At 76.0% G+C, this 20,965-nt stretch carries 20 protein-coding genes and 2 pseudogenes; 6 read left to right on the forward strand and 16 right to left on the reverse strand.

All coding sequences use genetic code 11. The annotated features are described in order from the left end of the window. Nucleotides 1-11: 11 nt before the first annotated feature. Together AC230_RS21305 and AC230_RS21310 are read right to left on the reverse strand one after the other, a co-directional pair. Nucleotides 12-1,076 (reverse strand): cobalamin-independent methionine synthase II family protein, encoded by a 1,065-nt coding sequence (locus AC230_RS21305; RefSeq protein ID WP_049717928.1) that lies wholly within the window; start codon nucleotides 1,074-1,076, stop codon nucleotides 12-14. Then, nucleotides 1,073-1,585 (reverse strand): hypothetical protein, encoded by a 513-nt coding sequence (locus tag AC230_RS21310; protein ID WP_157868635.1) that lies wholly within the window; start codon nucleotides 1,583-1,585, stop codon nucleotides 1,073-1,075. The genes AC230_RS21305 and AC230_RS21310 overlap by 4 nt, the downstream gene beginning before the upstream one ends. Before the next feature lie 223 nt (nucleotides 1,586-1,808). Here AC230_RS21310 and AC230_RS21315 point away from each other — a divergent pair, with 223 nt between their 5' ends. After that, complete coding sequence (locus AC230_RS21315) at nucleotides 1,809-2,324, forward strand: EF-hand domain-containing protein (RefSeq protein ID WP_241833318.1); 516 nt, start codon at nucleotides 1,809-1,811, stop codon at nucleotides 2,322-2,324. Nucleotides 2,325-2,360: 36 nt separating this feature from the next. Here AC230_RS21315 and AC230_RS21320 read toward each other — a convergent pair whose 3' ends face one another. After that, nucleotides 2,361-3,140, reverse strand: a complete 780-nt coding sequence (locus tag AC230_RS21320; protein ID WP_049717931.1) for a membrane protein — start codon at nucleotides 3,138-3,140, stop codon at nucleotides 2,361-2,363. Nucleotides 3,141-3,144: 4 nt separating this feature from the next. Next, on the reverse strand, nucleotides 3,145-3,822 hold the full coding sequence (locus AC230_RS21325) for an ATP-binding cassette domain-containing protein (protein ID WP_422125615.1): 678 nt from the start codon (nucleotides 3,820-3,822) through the stop codon (nucleotides 3,145-3,147). Between the two features lie 317 nt (nucleotides 3,823-4,139). Between AC230_RS21325 and AC230_RS21330 the strand changes: the two genes are divergently transcribed. Further along, nucleotides 4,140-4,640, forward strand: coding sequence for a hypothetical protein (locus AC230_RS21330; RefSeq protein ID WP_157868636.1), 501 nt, complete (start codon nucleotides 4,140-4,142; stop codon nucleotides 4,638-4,640). Next, nucleotides 4,561-5,355, forward strand: a complete 795-nt coding sequence (locus tag AC230_RS32700; RefSeq protein ID WP_157868637.1) for an ATP-grasp domain-containing protein — start codon at nucleotides 4,561-4,563, stop codon at nucleotides 5,353-5,355. Before AC230_RS21330 ends, AC230_RS32700 begins: the two co-directional genes overlap by 80 nt. On the opposite strand, the gene AC230_RS21340 is transcribed toward AC230_RS32700, so the two are convergent. Continuing rightward, on the reverse strand, nucleotides 5,336-5,971 hold the full coding sequence (locus AC230_RS21340; protein WP_049717934.1) for a 2OG-Fe(II) oxygenase: 636 nt from the start codon (nucleotides 5,969-5,971) through the stop codon (nucleotides 5,336-5,338). The genes AC230_RS32700 and AC230_RS21340 overlap by 20 nt on opposite strands. A gap of 192 nt (nucleotides 5,972-6,163) precedes the next feature. On the opposite strand from AC230_RS21340, the gene AC230_RS21345 reads away from it, so the two are divergent. Next, nucleotides 6,164-7,693, forward strand: coding sequence for an FAD-dependent monooxygenase (locus AC230_RS21345; RefSeq protein ID WP_049717935.1), 1,530 nt, complete (start codon nucleotides 6,164-6,166; stop codon nucleotides 7,691-7,693). Between the two features lie 85 nt (nucleotides 7,694-7,778). Here the strand turns inward: AC230_RS21345 and AC230_RS21350 are convergent, their stop codons facing one another. Next, nucleotides 7,779-8,723: a glycosyltransferase gene (locus tag AC230_RS21350; RefSeq protein ID WP_049717936.1), complete on the reverse strand. Its 945-nt coding sequence runs from the start codon at nucleotides 8,721-8,723 to the stop codon at nucleotides 7,779-7,781. 422 nt (nucleotides 8,724-9,145) lie between these two features. On the opposite strand from AC230_RS21350, the gene AC230_RS21355 reads away from it, so the two are divergent. Further along, nucleotides 9,146-9,907 carry a GNAT family N-acetyltransferase gene (locus AC230_RS21355; RefSeq protein WP_049717937.1) on the forward strand — a complete coding sequence of 254 codons (762 nt, stop codon included), beginning with the start codon at nucleotides 9,146-9,148 and terminating at the stop codon, nucleotides 9,905-9,907. Between the two features lie 569 nt (nucleotides 9,908-10,476). Here AC230_RS21355 and AC230_RS21360 read toward each other — a convergent pair. From AC230_RS21360 to AC230_RS21375, 4 genes are all read right to left on the reverse strand, one after another. Beyond that, nucleotides 10,477-11,091: a TetR/AcrR family transcriptional regulator gene (locus tag AC230_RS21360; protein WP_078871463.1), complete on the reverse strand. Its 615-nt coding sequence runs from the start codon at nucleotides 11,089-11,091 to the stop codon at nucleotides 10,477-10,479. Beyond that, complete coding sequence (locus AC230_RS21365) at nucleotides 11,088-12,569, reverse strand: MFS transporter (RefSeq protein WP_241833319.1); 1,482 nt, start codon at nucleotides 12,567-12,569, stop codon at nucleotides 11,088-11,090. Before AC230_RS21365 ends, AC230_RS21360 begins: the two co-directional genes overlap by 4 nt. A 90-nt stretch (nucleotides 12,570-12,659) precedes the next feature. Then, on the reverse strand, nucleotides 12,660-13,598 hold the full coding sequence (locus AC230_RS21370) for an SMP-30/gluconolactonase/LRE family protein (protein WP_049718066.1): 939 nt from the start codon (nucleotides 13,596-13,598) through the stop codon (nucleotides 12,660-12,662). A 215-nt stretch (nucleotides 13,599-13,813) separates the two neighbouring features. Continuing rightward, entirely contained in the window at nucleotides 13,814-15,115 is a 1,302-nt protein-coding gene (locus AC230_RS21375) for a hypothetical protein (protein WP_049717938.1), read from the reverse strand. 148 nt (nucleotides 15,116-15,263) lie between these two features. On the opposite strand from AC230_RS21375, the gene AC230_RS34715 reads away from it, so the two are divergent. Further along, complete coding sequence (locus AC230_RS34715; RefSeq protein WP_049717939.1) at nucleotides 15,264-15,938, forward strand: esterase/lipase family protein; 675 nt, start codon at nucleotides 15,264-15,266, stop codon at nucleotides 15,936-15,938. Here the strand turns inward: AC230_RS34715 and AC230_RS21385 are convergent. From AC230_RS21385 to AC230_RS21405, 6 genes and pseudogenes are all read right to left on the reverse strand, one after another. After that, a pseudogene (locus tag AC230_RS21385) lies at nucleotides 15,902-17,044 on the reverse strand (acyltransferase family protein); the annotation flags it as partial. The gene AC230_RS34715 and the pseudogene AC230_RS21385 overlap by 37 nt on opposite strands. 126 nt (nucleotides 17,045-17,170) lie before the next feature. Further along, complete coding sequence (locus AC230_RS21390) at nucleotides 17,171-17,815, reverse strand: ATP-binding protein (protein WP_241833320.1); 645 nt, start codon at nucleotides 17,813-17,815, stop codon at nucleotides 17,171-17,173. Nucleotides 17,816-18,068: 253 nt separating this feature from the next. Next, entirely contained in the window at nucleotides 18,069-18,470 is a 402-nt protein-coding gene (locus tag AC230_RS21395; protein ID WP_049717940.1) for a hypothetical protein, read from the reverse strand. A gap of 140 nt (nucleotides 18,471-18,610) precedes the next feature. Then, entirely contained in the window at nucleotides 18,611-19,555 is a 945-nt protein-coding gene (locus AC230_RS21400) for an anti-sigma factor RsbA family regulatory protein (RefSeq protein ID WP_049718069.1), read from the reverse strand. A 105-nt stretch (nucleotides 19,556-19,660) separates the two neighbouring features. Next, a pseudogene (locus AC230_RS32705) lies at nucleotides 19,661-19,894 on the reverse strand (WhiB family transcriptional regulator); the annotation flags it as partial. A 107-nt stretch (nucleotides 19,895-20,001) separates the two neighbouring features. Further along, a complete protein-coding gene (locus AC230_RS21405; protein ID WP_049717941.1) occupies nucleotides 20,002-20,886 on the reverse strand; it encodes an RNA polymerase sigma factor SigF in 885 nt (294 codons plus the stop codon). Nucleotides 20,887-20,965 lie beyond the last annotated feature (79 nt).

Consider the following 20,965-nt stretch of genomic DNA (forward strand, 5'->3'; position numbering starts at 1 on the left):
CCGGGCGCGGCTCAGCCGCCCAGCGCGCGAGCGGCCAGCGCCGTGCCCTCGATCCGTGCGCGGATCTTGGCGAAGGCCGTCTCGCGCGAGGTGGAGACGTCGTCGGCGAAGGGGGCGAAGCCGCAGTCGTCGCACGTGCCCAGGCGGTCGAGGGGCAGATGGCGGGCGGCGGCCAGGACGCGGTCGCGGACCTCCTCGGGGGTCTCCACCCGGGGATCGACGGGGTCGGTCACGCCGACGAACACCCGGGCCTCCGCGGGGAGATGCCCGGCGAGCACGGCCAGGGCCTTGTCCGGCTCGGGCTCGCTCGCCAGCTGCACCCAGAAGATGCCCGCCTTGACGCGCAGCAGCGCGGGAAGCAGGGCGGCGTAGTCCACGTCCAGGCTGTGGGTGGAGTCCTGGTCCCCGCCGGGGCAGGTGTGGACGCCGATCCTCGCCCGTTCACCGGGGGAGAAGCGTTCCAGGACACGGTTGTTGAGCGCGACGAACTCCTCCAGCACCCCGCCGCCCGGATCGATCTTCAGGGCCAGGCGCGCCTCGGTGAAGTCCAGTTGGACGCTGTGCGCCCCGGCCTCCAGACAGCCGCGGACGTCGGCCTCGGCCTCGGCGACGAGGTCGTCGAGGAAGGCCTCGCGGGGATAGCCCGCGACGCCCTCCGGCGGGTACAGCAGACTCAGCGCCGACGGGGCGACGACGGCCTGCTTGACGGGCACGGAGGCGTGCCGGAGGGCGGCCCGCAGATAGCGGTCGGCCCGCACGCCGTACCGCAGGGGGCCGGCCGTCAGCCGGGGCAGGCGCCGCTGGTGCCCGTCGGCGAACGGGATGACGACACCGTCCGGCGCCAGCCCGTCCACGCCCGCCAAGGGGTAGGTGACGAAACTGGGCTTGGCCTGCTCGCCGTCGGTGACCACCGGGGAGCCCAGCTCCTCCAGCCGCCGGACGGTGTCGCGCACCGCCGCGTCCCGGACGGCCGCGAGCCCTGCGTCGTCGATCCGTCCGGCGGCGTGGTCGGCGACGGCCGCCAGCAGCTCGGGAGGGCGCGGAATACTGCCGATCGGTTCGGTGGGCAGGATCATGGTCCGACCTCCAGCTGCGCGCCGCCCTCGCTGCCCTGAAGTCCCGACGTCAGGCAGTCCGTGGGGAGCTGGCCGGTCAGCGCGGGCACCGTCCGGTGCGCGGGCAGCCCCTCGCCGCGGCCCTCGACGACCCGGCCGCTCAACCTGACGAACAGGGCGTTCGCGACGCGGACGCTGGTGCCGCCGTCGTAGACGATCAACGCGCCCTCCCCGTCGGCGTAGTGGAGGCGCTCGGCGATGCGCGGAGCGTCCCACTGGACGCAGGAGGCCGCCGGGGACACGCCGTCGAGGTCGCCCGTGGCCCGCACGGTCCGCCCCGGCGCGACGGTGCAGGTGTACTCGGCGCGCGTGCGGACCCTGACGGACCGGGACGCGAGCGTCAGCGGCGGGTCGTACGTGCTCCGGCTGCCGCCCGTGCACAGCACACCCCCTCCCGGTCTGCCACCGTGCGCCGCTCCGGCCGGCGCCCAGGCCAAGGACGCCCCCAGCAGCACCAGGGAACTCAACACCGTCGCCACTCCACCCCTGCCCCGCACATGCCCTCCAGAGACCGATCCACTGCGCCGGGGGCTGACTACCCGGCGACATGGACGCCACCCCGAGGCCGTTCCGGCTCCCCGCAGCGCGCCGGCGGCGCTCGACCGCCCCGCACGCGGGGGACGGGCGCCCTCCGTGCACCCGGCGGCCCGGGTAGGGCGGGCGGCGCCGGGACAGAGAACCGGCATGGACGACATGGCCGCGAAGAGACTCGTCTTCGCCATGCTGGACACCGACGGCGACGGGACCGTCTCCCGCGCCGAATACGCCGCGCGGGCCGAACGCGTGGCCCGGGCGACCGGCCGCGCCCCCGACGACCCCCTCGTCGTCCTCGCCCGCACGGCCGGTGAACGCGCCTGGGAGGCCATGGACGCGGACGGCGACGGAGGGATGACCTTCGACGAGTACGCGGCCTGGGCGGGCGCCGAGGCGTTCGACACCGTCTGCGCGCCGGTGCTCGGCGCCCTCTTCGACCTCGCCGACACCGACGGGGACGGCGCCCTGTCCCTCGGGGAGTTCACCGCGCTGCGCACGGCGCTGGGCAACCCGGCCGGCAACGCGGAGGCGGCGTTCGCCGTGCTGGACGCCGACGGGGACGGCCGCGTGGTCCGCGACGACTACATCGCCTCGGTCCGCGCCCACGTCATCGGCGCCGGCTCCCCGATGGGGGAGGCGCTGTACGCCCGGCCGCTCGCCGGGAACACGGCCTGAGCGCAGGTCCCCGCGCCGTCGCGGACGCCCCCGCCGTCACCGGGTGAGGAAGGCGTACCGCCGGTCGCGGGTGTGGAATTGGAAGGCCAGGGCGGCGAGGAGGACCGCGCCGAGGAACCACACCGGGCCCAGCAGGAGGTAGCGCACGGGGACGGAGTCGCGGAAGCCCGCGGTGGCGGCCACCTGCATCGCCCCGTACGACGGCAGGAAACGGATCAGGGCCTTGTCGGCGACGGGGTTGGCGATGGGGCTCTGCAGGCCCGTGTCGATGATGCTCGTCATGATGATCAGCAGCATGCCCGCCAGCTCGCTACGCAGCATCGCGCCGAGCATCACCCCGAAACCGCCGTAGGTCAGCGCCCCGCTCCCCAACGCCAGCCCCAGCAGCACCGGTTGGCGCGGCGGCCAGTAGAAGCAGACCGCCAGCGTCGCGTAGGCGCAGGTCACCGCCGCCACGACCACCAGCGCGGCGAACTTGGCCGCGACGAGGTGCCGGCGCGGGTACCCCGCCATCGCCAGCCGCTGGTCGAAGCTGCCCGCCTTGAACGTGACCGAGAACATCATGAATCCGACGATGAGGGTCACCGCGTTGAGGGCCCCGGAGATGTTGCTGAGGTCGTTGCCGTGCGCGGTCACCGTCGCGTTCACGGCCCGCAGCAGGAACCGCACGCCGGCCCGGTCGACCACCGCGTGCCCGAGCGAGATCCACAGCGGGACGAACACCACGACCAGGACGAGGGCCAGCCGGTTGCGGGAGTGCTCGAGCAGCGCGTAGCGGGCGGCCGTCGAGAAGTACGTCCAGGGCGTGGGCGTCACCGTGTCATCCCTCCCCGGCGGGGTCGTGCGCGCGGCGCGCGTCGTCGACCAGCCGCCCGTCCTCCAGCCGCCACAGGCGGTCGAAGCGGCCGGTGTCGAAGGCGATGTGGGAGACCACGAGGAACGAGCGGCCCGCCGTGCGCAGTTCGCCGGCCAGCTCCCAGAAGCGCTGGTACGCCTCCCAGTCGAAGCCCTGGTACGGCTCGTCGAGCAGGAGCAGCGGCGGGTCGTGCATGAGGGCGAGGACGAGGTTGAGCTTCTGCTGGGTGCCCCCGCTGAGCGTGCCGGTGCGACGGCGCCGGCAGTCGCTGAACCGGAGCGTGTCCAGCAGCTCGTGGGCCCTGCTCAGGTCGGCGAGCCGGTAGGCCACGCGGAACAGCTCCAGGTGCTGGTCCACGGTGAAGGCCGGGTTGAGCACCGTCTCCTGGGGGCAGTAGCCGAGGGGGCCCCGGTACGAGACCGTCCCGCGGTCCGGTCTGAGCCGGCCGGCCAGGATGCGCAGCAGCGTGGTCTTCCCCGACCCGTTCTCGCCCACGACGCCGGCCAGGCATCCGGCCGGCAGCTCCAACGAGGCCCCGCGCAGCACCCGGTGCCGGCCGTACGCCCGGTGCACGTCGTGGACGCGCAGCACGGGTTCCTCCCCGCGAACGGGCTCCTCGCGCACGGCCTCGTCGTCAGGCACGGGCTCCTCGTCAGGCACGGGCCCGCCCGGCGGGAGCGGGGGCGAGCCGGTGGCGCTGTGGCGTCGGGGGCGGGGCGGGTCCGGGCACGCGGTCTCCTCGGGGGAGCAGCGGGGCGGGGCAGTGGGCCGGCGGTGAGCGCGAGGGCCGGGCAGCGGGGTCGGCGGCGGGGGCGGTGTGAGCGGTGGTGCCGGAGGGGCGATGTCAGAGGGGAGTCCCATACTTATCACCGATGCCCGGCCCGGCGGCCTCCGCCGGCGGTGGGCCGATGGGGTGGTGCGTGTCGTCGCCGCAGCGGGGGCGGGGAGGGGTGGGGTTCATGCGTGTGGTGGTCCTGGGGGAGTTCCGGTCCGACCGGGTGGTGCCCGTGCTGCGCTCGGGCGGGGCGGACGTCGTCGTGCTGGGGTTCGCGGACCCCTCCGCGCTGCTGGGGGACGGCGTGGTGTGCGGGCGGCTGCCGGAGGACGTACGGGAGGAGCCGCTGTTACGGCTGCTCGACGGCCTCGGCGCGGACGTCGTCGTGGCGAACCCCGGGTGCCCGGGGCAGGAACAGTTCCTGCCCGTCTACGCCTCCGTGGCGGCCCGGTGGCGGGAGGCGGGCGGGGCGGCGCCGGTGCACCCGGCGGGATTCGCGGCGCTGGCCAGCGACAAGGTGGTGCTGCACCGGGTCGCGGGGGAGCGGGGCTGGCCCGTGCCCCGGGGGGCGGGTCTGCGACGGACCGCGGGCGGTGCGCCGGGCCGTGGCGGAGCTGGGGCTGCCGGTGCTGGTGAAGGAGGCGCGCAGCGAGTTCCACGCCGGGCGCCACTACGTGCGGGATGAACGGGAGTTGGGCCCGCTGTGCGCCGGTGCCGTCTTCCCCCTGCTGGTCCAGGAGGCCGTGACCGGCGAGGAGTTCGCGGCGGAGTTCCTGTCCGGGCCCGGCTCGACCGTGGCCTGGCCGGTGGCGTCCCTGGGGCGGCTCGACGAACGCTGCGCTCCCGGGCGGCGGGTGCGGGTGGCGCCCGCGGCCCCGCCCGCCGGGGCGCGGCGGGAGCTGGAGGCCGTGGTGCGGGATCTGGAGCGGGCGTTCGCTCCCCGGGGCCCCTGGCAGATGGACTTCGCCGTCACCGACGCGGGGCGGCTCAGGGTCATCGAGCTGAACGGCCGCTTCGGCGGCGTGTCCAACATGAGCTGGGCCTGTACGGGCCTCGACCCCCACGCCGCCCACGCCCGCGCCGTGCTGGGCCGGCACCCCGGGCCCGCCCCGGCGGCCCACCGCGTCGCGCTCGAACTCCCGGTGCCCGGTGAGGCCGTGCCGCCGCCCCCGCCGCCCGGCACCGAACTGCTGCTCTTCCCGGGGAGTCCCGCCAACCCCGGTCCCCGCGTCGGCGGATTCCACCGGTGCGTCCTCGGCGTCCCGCCGGGCCGGGAAGAGGCGGCGCGCGACTGGCTGGCGGCACTGCCGCCGGGCACGCTGCCCGGCCCGTGGCAGGAGGCGGCGGCCCGGCTCGCCCGCGGCACGGCCGCGCTGCGGATCACGCCAGGAGGTTGGTGATGAGCTTGCGCACCCGCCCCTCGACGACGGGGAGGACGCCGTGGACCAGCTGGGTGCCGTAGACGACGAGCGTGCCGGGCGGCGGCGCGCACGTCCACCGCGTGTGCGGCACGTCCGCGAGACGCACCGGCCCCCTCCGGGCGGTGATCTCGTGGACGAACCGCGTCCCCGGCCCGTACGCGCCGCCCGCCGGCGCCCTGACGTCGCTCCACAGGGCGTCGGCCGAGCAGGTGTCCAGGTAGAACTCCCCGCCCTCCTCGGCGTCCTGGAGGTTGAAGGCGACGCGCGCGATCCGCTGCGGGCGCGCCGCCGGGTCGCCCACGCCGTGGACGTGCGGACGGATCCTGTCCCCCGGCCGGAGGTCGTGGTAGAGCCACGGATCGACGCCGGTGGCCGACGGGAAGGCCCGCCGCAGGGCGGGCAGCGCCCGCCGGACGGCCCCGTCCAGCAGATCCTGCACGGGCCGCGGCGGCGTCGTCCCCTCGCTCGGGCGCGCGGGAACCCAGCCGGTGGCGGCGAGGTGCTCGTCCAGCAGCTTCACGAGAGCGGTGGTCTCCTCGGCGGTGAGGAACCCCTCGACGGTCTGCAGGGCCAGGGTCTCGGTCATGTGGATCACGGCGCGGCTCCCCTCGCGGTGCCCGGCGGTCGGCCGTCATTCCAGTACGGGACACCGGCGGCCGCCAAGCACGCGTCCGGCCAACATCGGCCGCGGGGCCTCCCGTTGGCGCAAGGGACGCCGTTGACCGGACCCGTCCGGCCGCCCGAAGGTGGGGATCCCTGGCGTTCCCGAGGTGAAGAGGTGACACGCGTGGGCGGACGCCCGGACACCGACGTGCTCGTCGTCGGCGCGGGGCCCGTGGGGCTGCTGCTGGCCTGCGAGCTGGCCCTCGCGGGCGTCCGGACCGTCGTGCTGGAGCGGCGCGCCGGAGCCCACCGCGAGTCCCGCGCGCTCAACCTGCACCCGCGCAGCCTGGAGCTGCTCGGCATGCGCGGCCTGGCCGGCCGCTTCCTCGCCGCGGGCCGGACCGTGCCCGGCTGGCAGTTCACCGCCACCCTCCGCCGTCCGCTCGACTTCCGCGCCCTCGACACCCGTCATCCCTACGCCCTGCTGCTGGCCCAGTCCCGCACCGAGGAACTGCTCGCGCGGCGCGCGGCCGAACTCGGCGTCCCCGTACGCCGCGGACACGAGGCCGTCGCCCTGCGCCAGGACGCCGACGGCGTCGAGGCCGACGTCGACGGGCCCGGCGGCCGGACCGTGCTCCGGGCCGGGTACGCGGCCGGCTGCGACGGCGGGCGCAGCCTCGTCCGGCGGGCGGCGGGCATCGGCTTCCCGGGCACCGCCGAGTCGATGACCGCGGTCGTCGGGGACTTCGCCGTGGCCGACCACGGAGCCAACGAGCGCGCCCGGCGGCACGGCGTCCTCGTCGCCCGGCTGGAGGCCGGGCTGACCCGGTACGTGGTCATGGACCCGGCGCGCCTCCGGGTGCCCTCCACCGAACCCGTGACCCTCGAGGAGTTCCGCACGTCGCTGAGACACGTGTGCGGCACGGACTGCGGCATCGGGCGGCCGCGCTGGCTGTCGCGGTTCGGCAACACCACCCGCCTGGCCGGGACGTACCGCCGTGGCCGGGTCCTGCTCGCCGGGGACGCCGCCCACGTCCACTTCCCCGTCGGCGCCCAGGGCCTGAACACCGGCCTCCAGGACGCCATGAACCTCGGCTGGAAGCTCGCCGCCACGGTGCGCGGCTGGGCGCCTCCCGGGCTCCTGGACACCTACGACGGCGAACGCCGGCCCGTCGGCCACGCGGTCACCACCCTGACCCGGGCCCAGACGCTGCTGGTCGAACTGCCGCTCACCGCCGCCTACGGCGAACCCGCCGCCCTGCTCTGCGAACTCCTCGACGGCCTCCTCGGCATCGAGGGAGCCAACCGCCACCTGGCCGCGCGGCTCTCCGGGCTCGCCACCGTCTACCCGCCCCCGCAGCCCGACGCCCACCCGCTCGTCGGAGCGCGCATGCCCGACATCGCCGTCACCACCGGTCAAGGCGTCGCGCACGTCCACGACTTCCTCCACGGGGGCGGCTTCGTCCTCCTGCTCCTGGACGGCGGCGGCCCCCCGGAGCGCGGCACGGCGGGCCCGGTCACCACCGTCCGCGCCCGGCGGCACGAGGAACACCCCCGCCTCGACGGCGCCACCGAGGTGCTGATACGCCCCGACGGCCGCGTCGCCTGGGCCACCCGCGCCACCGGCCACGGGCCCCGCGCCGCCGAACGCGCCCGGGCACTGGCCTCGTGGACGGGAGCACGCGAGACGGGAGCACGCGAGGGAGGCCCATGAGGAGGGCTCGCTGCGCCGGTCCTCGTGGTCGAGGCCGTCGGCGACGGCGGGCAGGGGCCGGCGCGAGCGGAGACCCTGTCCCCTGTCAGCCGGTCCGTTCGCGTTCGCGGTCCGCCCATCCCGGCAGGCTCGCCAGCGGCGGCAGCTCCGCCGTCCGGGCCGCGCGGGGGACGACGTCACCGGGCCGCGCACCGGGGGTGATGACCACGCTGCCCCAGTGGCCGGGCAGCTCCCGGCCCTGGGCCCGCAGCTCGGTGCGCAGGGCCACGTAGAGCAGTTCGAAGGCCTGCAGGGAGATGTGGGCCCAGTCCCCCTTCGTGTGCTGCTTGTACTCCAGATCCGTCTGGCCGATGGCCGGGGCGCCGTGCCGCCGGCTGATCTGGTCGAGGATGCTGAACTCCGTCCCCCACCCGACCGGGAAGACCAGCTCCGCCAGCGTGGTGCGGCGGCTGGCGTGCTCGCCGCTGAGCGGCTGACGCATGCCGGCGAGTTCGGGACGGAGGAGGGAGAGCACGGGGCGGGCCATGGCCTCGGTGGTGCGACCGCCCTCGTAGGTGTCGTAGAAGCCGCGGACGTGGTGGAGGGCGGGGTCGCGCAGCAACGGGCCGATCAGCCGGGAGACCTTCGAGGAGTCGAACCTCAGGTGATCCCCGTCGATGAACACGACGATGTCGCCGTCGCTGGCCCAGATGCCCTTCCACATCACCGACCCCTTGCCGGAGTCCGGGATCCGTGTGATCGGTCCCGCGGCCGAGAAGTCGATGACGCGTGCTCCGGCCCGGGCCGCCAGCCGGGCGGTGTCGTCCACGGAGTCGTGGTTGACGACGATCACCTCGTCGACGGCACCGACGGCCAGCAGGTCGTCGACGATCGGCGTCACCACGCCCTCGATCGTGCCGGCGCAGTTGCGGGCGGGGATCACCACGGAGACGCGGAGGGCCGCACCGGTGGGCGCCGCGCTGTCCCGTTTGACGGAGGCCAGCTCATGGGGGCGAACCGCGTCGGAAGCGAGGAAGGTCTTGATCGTCACTGCTCGGCCCTTCGCTCCTCGGTCGGGCGTCCCCCTTGCGGCGGCGGCTCCCACCGCTCCTGGCCCAGCATGGACGACCGCACCGCCGCGCGCTCCCTGGACTGCTCCAGGCGCGTACGGCCACGGGACCGCAAGCGCCGGGCGGCCGCGCACGCCCGCGGGCGGGGCCGACGGGTCCGCCCGCGGCGGCGCCGGACAGGGGCCGCCCGGCAGGACGGCCGGGCACGGATTTGCACCGGGCCGGGGGCGGTGTGCCACAGTGGGCCCACCGGCTCGCCGGCCGCTCCGCCGCGTGCGCGACGGCCGCCGGAATCCCCACAACTCCCATCCCCGACCGACGGTTCCGGCCCGCCCCGCGCGGATCCGGACCGTCCGCCCGCCCTTCCGCCCTCCTCCCCAGAGGAACCCTTCCCCAGAGAACCATGCAGGCGACGACCCTTCCTCCCCGGACCGCGGACCTGTTCACCCAGGGCCTGGAGACGCAGACCGGCTCGGCCCTGCTGCGCTTCGGCGCCGCGCGGCCCCGCCCGGCCGGCCGGATCGGCTGGTCCGGCGACGGCGCGGTGGCCTGGCTCGACGAGCCGCGCGGCCACTTGTGGAGCGTCGGCGAACCGACCGCCGCAGCCGGTCTCGCCCTCCGCGCCGCCCACCAACTCCCCGGAAGCGTCCGGGAGTTCACGGGACCACGGGGCACCGACGTGCTGCTCGGCCGTCATCTCGCCGTGGCCGACCCGGTCGCCTGGGTCTTCCGCTGGACGCTCGACGAGCCGCCGCTCCACCCGGCGGAGGAGCGGGTGACCGAGCTGGACGAGACACACCACGGCGAACTGCTCGCCTTCCTCGGCGAGCACAGCCCGGCCCACTCGACCGGACCCGGCTCCTCGGACGTCACCCTCTGGGCGGGGATCCGGGACGCGGACGGGCGCCTGGTGGCGTGCGGCGCCATGAGCAGCCTGCGGGACAGCGGCGCGCCGCTGATGGCGTCCGTCGCCACCGACGCGGCCCTGCGCGGCCAGGGGCTCGGCGCGGCACTCACCTCGTGGCTGACCCGGTACGCCGTCCGCCGGTACGGCTTCTGCACCCTGTGGCAGCTCGCCGACAACACCCCCGCGGACCGTCTCTACACCCGCCTCGGCTACCGCAACGAGGACCCCTGCGTGGCCGCGCGGATCGTCACCCGCTGACCGGCAGGCACCGACCGGACCGCGCTCGATGCCCTGCGTTGTGCGGGCCCATGTCGCGGCCGGGGCGCGGGGAGGAGCCCGCGGCTTCCCGGGGCCGCCTCAAGCGCCGGAACAGCGCGGGGACTTGGCGCCGGCGTGCCGCCGCGCCCCCGTCGCGGTGCGCCGATCGCGCCCCGGGCGCAGGGGGCGGCGGGCGCTGCGTCGCGCGTCCGTCCGCCGGAAGAGGAGCCGTCTCTTCTGGGCAGCCTCCGGCAGGAGGACGGCGACCACACCGAGGAGGGGACTATGACGGGACTGCGGGCGGGCGTCATCACGGTGGGTGCGGTGAGCATGCTGGTGCTGGGCGGTACGGCGACCGCCGCGGCCGACACCACGATCAGCGGCGGGGTGCTCGGCGACAGCCGGATCGTCCTCCCGTCGATCTCCCGGTCACCGTCACCGGGGACGCGTCCGGCCTCGCGGGAATCCGTGTCGAGAGTGACGCGGAGGGGTGACGGCGGACGCCGGGGTCGTGCCGGCCGCGCCGCACCCACGCACGAGGGGGGACCGCGGATCGCCCGGCTGCCGGGTCAGCGGTCGGGCGTGTCCCCCGAGTCCGGGGCGGGCTGCGGGGTGAGCAGGTCGCGGACGGCGGCGAGGAGTTCGTCGGGGGTGGCGGCGGCGAGTTCGGTGAGTGTCGAGGCGGTGTGGCCGAGGACGATGCCGGCCAGGGCGGCGACGGCGAGTTCGGCGCGCAGGCGCGGCTGCGGGACGCCGTCGCGGGCGAAGCGGTCGCTGAGCGGGGCGACGAGGCGCGTGTAGAGGTGGGTGCGGGCGGCGTCCTGGACGGCGGGGTCGTCGTGGGGCATCACGGCCGTGCGCAGGACCGGCCCCAGTTCGCCCCGGTCCGCCCTGCTCAGCAGGGTGTGGAGGCGGTCCCCGGCCAGCAGGTCGGGGGGCGTGCCCTCGGCGCTCCGGGCGGTGAGGGTGGCGAGGTAGAGCTGGGTCTTGCTGCCGAAGTAGCGGGCGATCAACGCCGGGTCCACACCGGCGCGTTCGCCGATGTCGCGGGTGGTGGTGCGGTCGAAGCCCTTCTCCGTGAAGAGGTCGCGGGCCGCGGTGAGGAGGAGTTCGCGGCTGCGGGCCGAGTCGTACGCGCGTCGCACGGGCGCCTTGCCGGTACGGGCGGGGCGGGAGCCGGTCATGGTGTCCTCCGTGCGGGCACGGCCGCCGGGCCGCGCCGGTCTCGCGTCGTCTCTCGCGTCGTCGGCTCCTCTTCCGCGGCCGGGGCGGGGCCGTCGTGGTTCCGCCGCCGGGGGAGGAGGGCTGCCATGACGATAGCGATCACCCATACCGCGCAGCCCAGCAGGGCGCCCGTCCGGTAGCCGTCGGCGGACGGCAGGGTACGGCCGGGGGCGGTGTGCGCCTGGAGGACGGCCGCGCTCAGGGCACTGCCCGCGGCGTAGCCGATGCAGCGCAGCAGCTGGTTGAAGCTGATGGCGCTGCCCGTCTCGTGCGCGGGGACGGCCTGGACGACGAGGGCCGGCATGACGGCGAGGACGGTGCCGATGCCCAGGCCGGAGATCCCCATGGCCAGGAACAGGTACCCGAGGCTGCCGTGCACGAGGCCGAAGCTGAGCATCGACATCAGGGACACGCCGCACCCCAGGCCCAGCACGAGCCGCACCGGCAGACGCCGGGTGAGCCGTGGCGCCAGCTTGCCCGCCGCGACGCCGGCGAGGGAGAAGGGGACGAGGACCAGGCCGGTGACCGCCACCGACGCGCCGAAGCCGTAACCGGCCGCGGCGGGGGTCTGCGCGAAGCGCGTGACCATCGACATCAGCAGGTACATCCCGACCCCGGCGACCAGGACGACGAGGTCGGCGGCCAGGACGGACCGGTTGCGGAGCAGCCGCAGGTCCACCAGCGGATGCTCCGTCCGCAGCTCATGGACCGCCCATCCGGCCAGCAGCACGAGCGAGCCCCCGAGCAGGGCGAGCGTGCGCGCCGAGGCCCAGCCCCATCCGCCGCCTTCGCCCAGGGCCAGCAGCAGGCCCGTGACCGGCGCCGCGAGGAGCAGGACGCCCGTCGTGTCCAGCGGACGCCGGGGCAGATGGGCGCTGGAGGGCAGGACCAGGACGGCGACCGCCAGCGTCAGCGCGCTGACGGCCGCGCCGAACCAGAACGCGGCGTGGATCCCGGAGCCCTGGGCTATCAGCCCGGTCAGCGGATACCCCAGGCCCACACCGGCCGCGGTGGTGATCGACAGCACGGCGAGCGCCGGGCGCGACCGTTCCCGCGGCAGAGCGTCCCGCGCGGTGGTGATGGCCAGGGACACGAGCCCGGCGCCCACCCCTTGCAGCGCCCGTCCCGCGATCAGGAAGCCGAAGCCGAGCGGCAGCGCCGCCAGCACGGCGCCCGCCAGGACGACGGCCATGGAGGCCAGCGTCACGGCCCGCCGGTGCGGGCCGTCGCCGAGCCGTCCAAGGACGGGGGTGGAGACGGCCCCCACCAGGAGGGTGACCGTCAGCGACCACTGCGCGTCCGAGACGGACACCTGATAGGCGTCGGCGATCCGGGGGACCAAGGGCGCCCCCAGACTGCTGATCACGGCCAGCGCCATGCCCGTGAAGATCAAGGCGGGCGCGAGCAGGGCCTGCCGGCGTGAGGCTGTCGATTCCATGACCCGGTCCTTTGTCATCGCGTGATGTCATTGGATGATGACATTCGGGGGATCGTGAAGGCAAGCGGGTGCACCGGGCGTTCGCAGGCTTTACGGGCGGGCGGCCGGGGGCAGGGGGACGGCGCCCACCGCGTCCTCGGTCAGGCTGCCCAGGTAGAGCCGGCCCTCGTGCTCGCACACGCTGGTGACCATGCGGAAGTCCCTGCCGGGGCGCTGGAGGTCGTGGACCGGGCGGCCGGAGGCGTCGAAGGCCATGGCCCAGGCGGTGGGGGAGGGGTCCGGGTGGAGGGAAGCGGGGAGGGACCAGAGGGCGCGGCGGAGGGCGGGGTGGGTGCGGTGGAGAAGGTCGAGGGCGAGGCTCCGGGGGGCGGCCAGGGCCGTCCAGACGAGACCGGTGGGGCCGGTGGAGAGGTTGTCGGGGAAGCCGGGCAGACCGTCGGCGAAGATGTCGTCGCGGCCCGCGCGGGGGCCGGTGAGCCACAGGCGGCGCAGGCGGTACGCGCCGGTTTCGGCGACCACGAGGAAGGACGCGTCGGGGGCCAGGGTCACGCCGTTGGCGAAGTGCAGCCCGTCGAGCAGGACTTCGGCGTCGCCGCCGTCCGGAGCGCAGCGGACCAGGCGGCCGGTGCCCGAGTGTTCGAGCAGGTCGCCCATCCAGTGCCGGAGGGGGAAGCGGCCGCTGGAGTCGGTGACGTAGAGGGTGCCGTCGGGGGCCGCGGCCGCGTTGCTGCACAACTGGAGGGGGCGGCCCGCGACTTCACGGAGGAGGGGGTGGACGCGTCCGGACTCCGACTCCACGCGCAGCAGTCCGCGTTCGGCGTCGCAGACCAGAAGCCCGCCGTCCGGCAGGGGGCACAGGCCGAGGGGGCGTCCGCCGGTGTCGGCGAGGGTGCGGGGCGGGCCGCCGGACGGGTTCAGGGCGAGGACGCGGCCGTCGGACACGCCGGTCAGGACGCGGCCGCCGGCGTCGACGCGGACGTCCTCCGGGCCCGTGCCGCCGCCGAGGGAGAGGCGCCGGACCGGGGGCATCGGGACGCGGCCGGTCCGTGAACGCGCCCTGCGGGGGCGGCGCGGCGGACGCCACACGACGGGCCGCAGGGCGGGCTTGTCACGCATGGGTCACCGTCCCCTCGGGCCCGCTCCACGCCTCCCGCTCCGCGCGCGCTGGCCCGTCCGGATAGCACTCGGCGAAAATGACGCGCCCGGCGCCGGCGCGAGCGCGTGCACCCCCTTGCCCACGGTCGTCACCATGCCCACGCTACCGAGCCCGCCGGCCGTCCGTCGCGCCGGTTTCCGCCAAGACGGACGGGAACCCAGTGGCGGGGCGGGCCCGTCACGGGGGCGCTGTCCGTCAGGCGCATCCCGGCGCGGGCGCACGCGTGGGCCGGGCAACGGGCGTCGCGCGAGGCGTCGTCGCGCTGCCAGAAGCGGTACAGCCAGGACTCGACGGGGTCGTCGGACGAGGCGTCGAGGCCGATCTCCTCCTCGTCCTCGGCCCGCCCGTCCCTGGCCAGGGTGCCGAACACGCCGCCCGCGGCGTCGAAGTGGACGCCGTAGGCGACCGTGCCGGCGGACAGCCGCTCCAGCACCGCCGCCTCCGCGGGCAGCCGGCCCAGGGGCTGCGCGACCACACAGCCTCCCGGCACACCGGTGACGCCCACGAAGGGCGTCGACGCCCCGGCGTCGTCCGGGTCGGGGCCGTCCGCCCCCTGCGGGCCGGCGCCCAGGCGCCGTATCGCCTCGTCCTCGTCGATCCCCGCGACGAAGGCGACGCCCAGGCCCGCCGCGTCCACACCGGAGAACACCGCCGTCAGACGGTCGGCCGCCGCCTGCGCGGCACGCTCACCGCGGGCCGGCCGCACCGCGCCCGGAAGGTCCGCGTCCCGGCCGGCACCGTCCCAGCCCGGCGGCGCCGGGACGGCCGACGCGGGAGGTGCCGCCCCCGCGGGGCCGGACAGCTCGGGCCAGACCTCCGTCGCCCCGAGCGCGGCCTCCGCCAGTCCGCCGGTGTCCAGCACCGTACGCGTCTCCGGCACGCCCTCCTCGGGCCACTCGACGACCAGCACCGTGGGCCCCTCGGGCGGCAGTTCCGACAGGGCCAGGACGAGCGTGCAGTGGAAGCCGCCGCCCCCGGAGCCGGACTCCCGCAGGGCCAGGGGCCGTCGGCCCGGCGGCGGGGGCGGCCACGGCTCGGGGTCCAGCGTGGTCACCCGGCGGCCGTCGGCCAGGAGCAGGCCCACCCGCAGGGCCTCGGGGCCCGGCGGCCCGAACCCGGCGGCGGGGAACGCGCCGTCGGCCCGCTTGCGGCGCCAGAAGACATCGAGCCGGAACTCGGCCATGCCGGGCCACACCGTCCAGCCCGTGAACATCAGGCGCACATGCGGGCCCGCCCCCACCCGCGCCACCCGCGGCAGGACCGTCGGCAGACACCGGTCCTCCGGCGGCCCGTCGTCCGCGTGCCCCGCCGTGCGCGGCGGCAGGTCGACGAACTCCACCGCCCCACCGGCCTGCTGACCCACCACCAGCGGCTCGTCGAAAAAACCCATGCCGATCCCTCCCGCACCCGCCCTCGCGGATGCCCACCCGTCGATCGTGACAGAGGGGTCCGACAACGGCCCTTGGCAGCGGGCGGCCGCGCTGCCATAGTCCGTACCCGGCCGCGCCCCCGACCCGGCGGCCCCAGGAGGTGCCCCCATGCGCGGAACCCTCGCCGCCGTCCTCGCCGGCCTGCTCGGCGCCACGGCCGTGCCCGCCGGGGGAGTTGCCGCCGCACCCGCACCGGATCCGGTGGTCCTCGTCCACGGCCGGAACGCCGGACCCGGCGTCTGGAACACGATGACCGACCGCCTCGCCGCCGCGGGCTATCCGCGGGACCGGCTCTTCGCCTGGTCCTACGACACCGCCGCCTCCACCAACGAGACGCTCGCCGCCCGGCTTTCGGACCACGTCGACACGGTCCTGGCCCGCACCGGCGCGTCCCGCGTGGACCTCGTCGCGCACAGCCTGGGCAGCCTCCCCACGCGCTGGTACGTCAAGTTCGGCGACGGCGGGCGCAAAGTGGCGCACTGGGCCTCGCTGGCCGGCCCCAACCACGGCACGGGCGTCGCCCGGCTCTGCGCCCTGTGGGACCAGGGATGCCGGGACATGACGCCCGGCTCCTACGTCCTCACCCGCCTCAACGAGGGCTCGGAGACGCCCGCTCCGGTGGCGTACGCGACCTGGTGGTCGTCCTGCGACGAACAGGTCGACCCCGTCTCCAGCCCCCGCCTGGCCGGCGCCGTCAACACGGAGACCGGCTGCCTGCGCCACAACGATCTCCTCTCCGACCCCGTAGTCGCCCGCCAGGTACGCGACTTCCTCGCCCGGTGACCGGCGCGCGGCCGCTCGAAACGCCCGAAGATCCGGCGGAGCACCAGCAGAGCCAGGGCGAAGACGGGCAGCCACGCCAGCCGGGCCGCCAGCCAGCCGGGGCCGTCGGGCGCGGTGTGCAGGCCGGGCACGGGCCCCGCCGCCAGGGCGGCGGCCGTCACCGCCATCATCGCCGTCTGGTGCCACAGGAAGACCGTCATCGCGGACAGGTTCGTCAGCGCCACGGCCGCCCAGGGCAGCGGCCGCCGCAGCACCCGCCGCAGCGGCGCGCGCAGCATCAGCGCCAGACCGCACTGGGCGAGACCGAAGCAGACCGCCGCCAGGGTCGGCGGGCTGAGGTTGGAGACCGCCGCCCCCGGCACGCCGACCATGCTCGCCGGGTAGCCGCCGTACCGCACCAGCACGGCCGCCGCCAGCAACCCCCCGGCGAACAGCGGCAGTCCGGAGCGCCCACGGGCGAACCGGCCCCGGGCGCAGGCCGCGCCGAGGGCGTACGGCACCAGCCAGCCGGCGGCCAGATTGGTCCAGCCCGTCCACGACGGCCCGCCGAGGCCGAAGCGGACGGCGTCCACCGCAGCGACGACCGCCAGTGGCACCAGCGGATGCACCCGGACGGCCAGCGGCGTCGTCGCCGTGAGCGCCGCGAACACCAGCAGGAACCACAGCGGGGACACCACCAGGCCCGCCAGCGTGCGCAGCGCGGCGGGCGGGGCGCCGCACGCCAGGGCGACCGCACAGGACACCGCCCAGACGCCCAGGACCGGCAGCACGGGCCGGCCGAGACGGACGAGCCGGCCGGCGAGCCAGCTCCGGTACGCCGTGCCCCGGGCACGGGCGGAGGCGTGACCGCGGGCGCCGCAGACGCCGCCGACGAAGAAGAACAGCGCCAGCGTCTGGAACGCCCACGAGACCGGGGCCAGCCACGGCATGTGCCGCAACGGGCTGTCCCCGTCCAGCGTTCCGCCGCCGGCGACGAGCGCGGTCACCAGCCAGTGGCCCAGGACCACGCCGAGGATCGCCAGGGCGCGCAGGGCGTCGAGGGAGCGGTCACGGTCCGGCGGGGTCGCCGCGTCGAGGGCGCGGGCCAGCGCGCGGGGTCCGGGCATGGTGTCTTCCTTCCGACTGCGCGCGGGACGCGCGGTGGAGGGAAGGTAGGGAGCCGGAACCGTGCCGGGCGTCATACCGCGGAGCCAACCCGTGCCTGCCCCCTGGGTACGAGAGGTACGGGAGGGCTACGCGCCGAACGTCACGGCGCGCACCTGCTCCCGCGTCGTACGGTCCAGCAGGACCACCGACGCCGCCTCCGCCAGCGCCCGCGGCACCGGGCGGCCCCCGCACGCCGGCGCGCCCGGCGCGGGCAGGGCCGACAACAGGCGGGACAGGCCGCGGTGATGGCGGACGAAGACCCGGGGACGGGTGCGGCGGCCGCGGGCGCGCTGCCCGGCCAGCGCCTCGGCCGGGCCGACGTCCAGCAGGACGAGGTGCAGCTCCCGGCCCCGGCGGCCGGCGGAGCGGGCGAGCAGGCGGCGCAGCCACGCGCGGCTGCCGCAGTCGTGCACCAGCAGGGGCCCGCCGGCGCGCACGCCCGCGCGCAGCCGCCGGGCGTGCGCCAGCCGGGCCCCCGGGCGGTAGACCGCGTACGGCAGGAAGCCCGGCATCACGGACGCCCAGGCGACGTGGGAGTCGCGGGGATCGACGACGCGGCCGGCCCCCGACCACCGGCGCAGCAGGGTGCTCTTGCCGCTGCCCGGCAGACCGGAGACGACGACCACCGCGCCGGGCGGGTACGCCAGCACCTCGGGGGCGCGTCCGCGCCCGCGCAGGTCCACCAGGCCCCGCGGTGCCGTCGTGCCGCCCATGCCGCCGTCCGTCCCCACGCTCTCCGCCTCCGCGCTCCGGTCCTGTCCGCCCTCGGCGGGCGGGGTCCGCGCGGGGTGTGCCGCGCGGCTCCGTACAGGACGCCGGACGGCCGGCGCGGGTTGCTCGCCGGACGGGCCGGCCGGCCCGCGTGGGGGCCGTCCCCGCGTACGGCGCACGTGCGCGGCCCCGATGGCGGCCTCATCGGGCACCGGCCGCACGGGAGTTGAGGGGCGGCGGCACGGGGAGAGCGCCGGCCGCCGCCCCGGCGCCTCACATGTGGACGTCCACGCAGGTCCGGCCGACGGACCGCTTGATCTCGCCGGAGACCGTGTACTCCCAGCCCTCGGCGCAGAACTTGGTGTGGTTGTTCACCCCGTGCCCCACCCCGACGCCGTACCGCGAGCCCTTGTGCCAGTTCATCAGCGCGCTCTCGCCCTTGATCCCGGGCCCCGTGAGGTGGAAGCGGCCGTAGAACTTCGAGCCGGGCGCCGGGGTGACCGTCAGCCGCGCCACGTACAGCCCCGAGCCCTCGACCTCCAGACAGGTCTGGCCCGAACAGCCTCCCCAATTCGCGGACGCCGGCGGCGCCGTGACGGTGAACAGGGCCACGGCGCCGGCCGCCACCGCGACCGCGCGCAGGTACCGTCGGGTTCTCACAGCGATGCGCTTCATCTACTCCGCTTTCCTCGGCATGATGTCGGATTCGCGCGCCACGTCCCGGATTTGACGGGCGCCCGTTCACGTTCGCCCCCCGCCGTCCGGGGCCGCAACCGAACCCGGCGAGGTTCACCCGCATGCCGGGGCTCGCGAGGTCACGGGGACGGCGCGCACCGCAGGTGGCACCGCGTCACCGTGCCGTCCGGACCGGTGTACGTCCGCACCAGGTCGCTCAGCGCGTGGACGAGCAACAGCCCCCGCCCGCCCGGCACTCCGTCCCGCGCGGGACGGCGCCCGGCCAGCGGGTCGCGGATGTGCCCGCCGTCGCTCACCTCCCACACCACCCGGCCGCCCTCCGCCCAGACCCGCACGGTGCCCCTCCCGCCGCCGTGCTCCACGCTGTTGGCGGTCAGCTCGGCGACGGCCAGCGCCAGGTCGTCCCACCGCTCGGGCGCCAGGCCCAGTTTCGCGGCCCGCGTCACCACCAGGTGCCGGGCGTCGGGCAGCAGCGTGTCGTCGAAGCGCAGCGACAGGACGTCCGCCCCCCGGGGCGGCGGGGGCAGCGGCCGGTTGTAGGCGGCGACCATGTGGTCCGGGGCGTAGGAGGCGCTCGGCGCGCCGCGCCCGCCGTCGATGACGAGCGGATGCGTGGCGTGCGCGTCGGCCACGGCCCGGGCGGGGAGGCGGGACGCGTCGTACGGGCACAGGATCGTCACCGCCCGCCCGGTGAAGGCGTGGTTGATGAGGGCCTCGTGCTGCACGCACGCCGGGTACTCGGCGGCCGAGCGCCCGGCCCAGACCGGTTCGCCGACGATGCGCACCCGCCGGCCCGGGTGGGCGTCGGCGAAGGCGCGCAGGACGCGGGGGATGATCCGGCCCGGATTGCGGCCCGCCTCCTCCATGTCCGTGAACCGCACCGCCCCGGCGTCGCCGCCCAGTTCACCGCGGAGCAGCTCCAGGCCGGCGCGGGGGACGGCGACCGCCACGGGCTCGTCCGCCACGAGCCCCTCGCGGACGAAGGCGGCGACCGCGGACAGGTACTCGTCCCGGTCCCGGTAGAACAGCGCGGGATGGACGAACGGTTCGTCCGCGGCCGTCATGTGGTTCACAGCGTCACCTCGTTCCCCGCGGCGCCCGGGTCGCGGCACGCGGTCATCCGCGCGCGCCGGGGCCACCGTCCCCCGGAGTGCTACCCACCCGCCGGGGGCGCTCCCCCTGCGGAGCGCGCGCCGTTCCGCCTCGGTGGTCCCGCCCCACACCCCGAACTCCTGTCCCGTCGCCAGCGCCCAGCGCAGGCACGGCTCGCGCGCCGGGCAGCGCCGGCACACGGATTTGGCGCCCTCCGCCTGGGCCAGGGCGGGGGCGCCCGAGCCGACCGGGAAGAACAGATCGGGATCCTCTCGGCGGCACGCGGCGTGCCCGCGCCAGTCCTCGCTCATGGTGGACCTCCGTTTCCGGGTGGCTTTCTCCCACGCCTCGCCCGGAAACACGCGGTCAACCCTGCCCGGGCCCCCTGTCCGCGCGGTGCACGGGGAACGGCCGTGCGTCACGCCTGGGCGAGCATCCGGGTGCGCAGCCGGGCGAGGATGCGGCTCAGCAACCGGGAGACGTGCATCTGCGAGATGCCCAGGCGTTCGCCTATCTGCGACTGCGTCAGCTCCTGGCCGAAGCGCAGCTCGAGTATCAGCCGCTCCCTGTCGTCGAGTTCGCGGATGAGGGGCTTGAGGTCCTGGAGGGACTCGACCTTCTCCAGGCTCTCGTCGGCGGCGCCGATGCGGTCGGACCACGCGCGCGGCCGGTCCGGGGCGCGGGGGCCGCTCTCGGCCGGCGCGTCGAGGGAGTGGGCGGTGTAGCCGTTGCTGGCGACCTGCGCCTCGATCACCTCTTCCTCGGACAGGTCCAGCGCGGCGGCCAGTTCGCGCACCGTGGGGGAGCGGCCGAGCCGGCCCGAGAGCTCCTCGGTGGCCTTGACGAGCTCGACGCGCAGCTCCTGGAGTCTGCGGGGAACGTGCACGGCCCAACTGGTGTCGCGGAAGAAGCGCTTGATCTCGCCGGTGATGTAGGGGATGGCGAGGGTGGTGAACTCGACCTCGCGCGTCAGGTCGAACCGGTCGATCGCCTTGATCAGGCCGATCGTGCCCACCTGGACGATGTCCTCCATCTGGTCCGCCCGGTTGCGGAAGCGCCCGGCGACGAAGCGCACCAGGGAGAGGTTCATCTCGATGAGGGTGTTGCGGACGTACTGGTATTCGTGCGTGCCCTCCTCCAGGACCGCCAGGCGGCCGAGGAAGAGCGAGGTCAGGGCCCGGGCGTCCTGCGGATCGACCGCCCCCGCGTCGTCCACCCGCGGCAGACCGTCACCGACGGGCCCGCACGCAGCAGTGCCGTTCCGCGGGGCCGGTGCCGTGCGCGTCACGCCTGTGCTGGTCACGTGCGTCCTCCTTGTCGGGTGTTCGTCGCTGCGGCTCCTGCCCTCGGTCCGGTGGGGTATTCCCCCGCGGTGGGAATGA

Origin of the sequence: Streptomyces caatingaensis (assembly GCF_001187435.1) — a bacterium.
GTDB lineage: Bacteria > Actinomycetota > Actinomycetes > Streptomycetales > Streptomycetaceae > Streptomyces > Streptomyces caatingaensis.

Excerpts from the sequence above, each read along its gene's own strand:
- AC230_RS21375 (WP_049717938.1), bottom strand. The coding sequence starts at position 15,115 with ATGGGTTTTTTCGACGAGCCGCTGGTGGTGGGTCAGCAGGCCGGTGGG.
- AC230_RS21360 (WP_078871463.1), bottom strand. The coding sequence starts at position 11,091 with ATGACCGGCTCCCGCCCCGCCCGTACCGGCAAGGCGCCCGTGCGACGC.
- AC230_RS34715 (WP_049717939.1), top strand. The coding sequence starts at position 15,264 with ATGCGCGGAACCCTCGCCGCCGTCCTCGCCGGCCTGCTCGGCGCCACG.
- AC230_RS21400 (WP_049718069.1), bottom strand. The coding sequence starts at position 19,555 with ATGACGGCCGCGGACGAACCGTTCGTCCATCCCGCGCTGTTCTACCGG.
- AC230_RS21355 (WP_049717937.1), top strand. The coding sequence starts at position 9,146 with ATGCAGGCGACGACCCTTCCTCCCCGGACCGCGGACCTGTTCACCCAG.
- AC230_RS21330 (WP_157868636.1), top strand. The coding sequence starts at position 4,140 with ATGCGTGTGGTGGTCCTGGGGGAGTTCCGGTCCGACCGGGTGGTGCCC.
- AC230_RS21365 (WP_241833319.1), bottom strand. The coding sequence starts at position 12,569 with ATGGAATCGACAGCCTCACGCCGGCAGGCCCTGCTCGCGCCCGCCTTG.
- AC230_RS21315 (WP_241833318.1), top strand. The coding sequence starts at position 1,809 with ATGGCCGCGAAGAGACTCGTCTTCGCCATGCTGGACACCGACGGCGAC.
- AC230_RS21370 (WP_049718066.1), bottom strand. The coding sequence starts at position 13,598 with ATGCCCCCGGTCCGGCGCCTCTCCCTCGGCGGCGGCACGGGCCCGGAG.
- AC230_RS21305 (WP_049717928.1), bottom strand. The coding sequence starts at position 1,076 with ATGATCCTGCCCACCGAACCGATCGGCAGTATTCCGCGCCCTCCCGAG.
- AC230_RS21395 (WP_049717940.1), bottom strand. The coding sequence starts at position 18,470 with ATGAAGCGCATCGCTGTGAGAACCCGACGGTACCTGCGCGCGGTCGCG.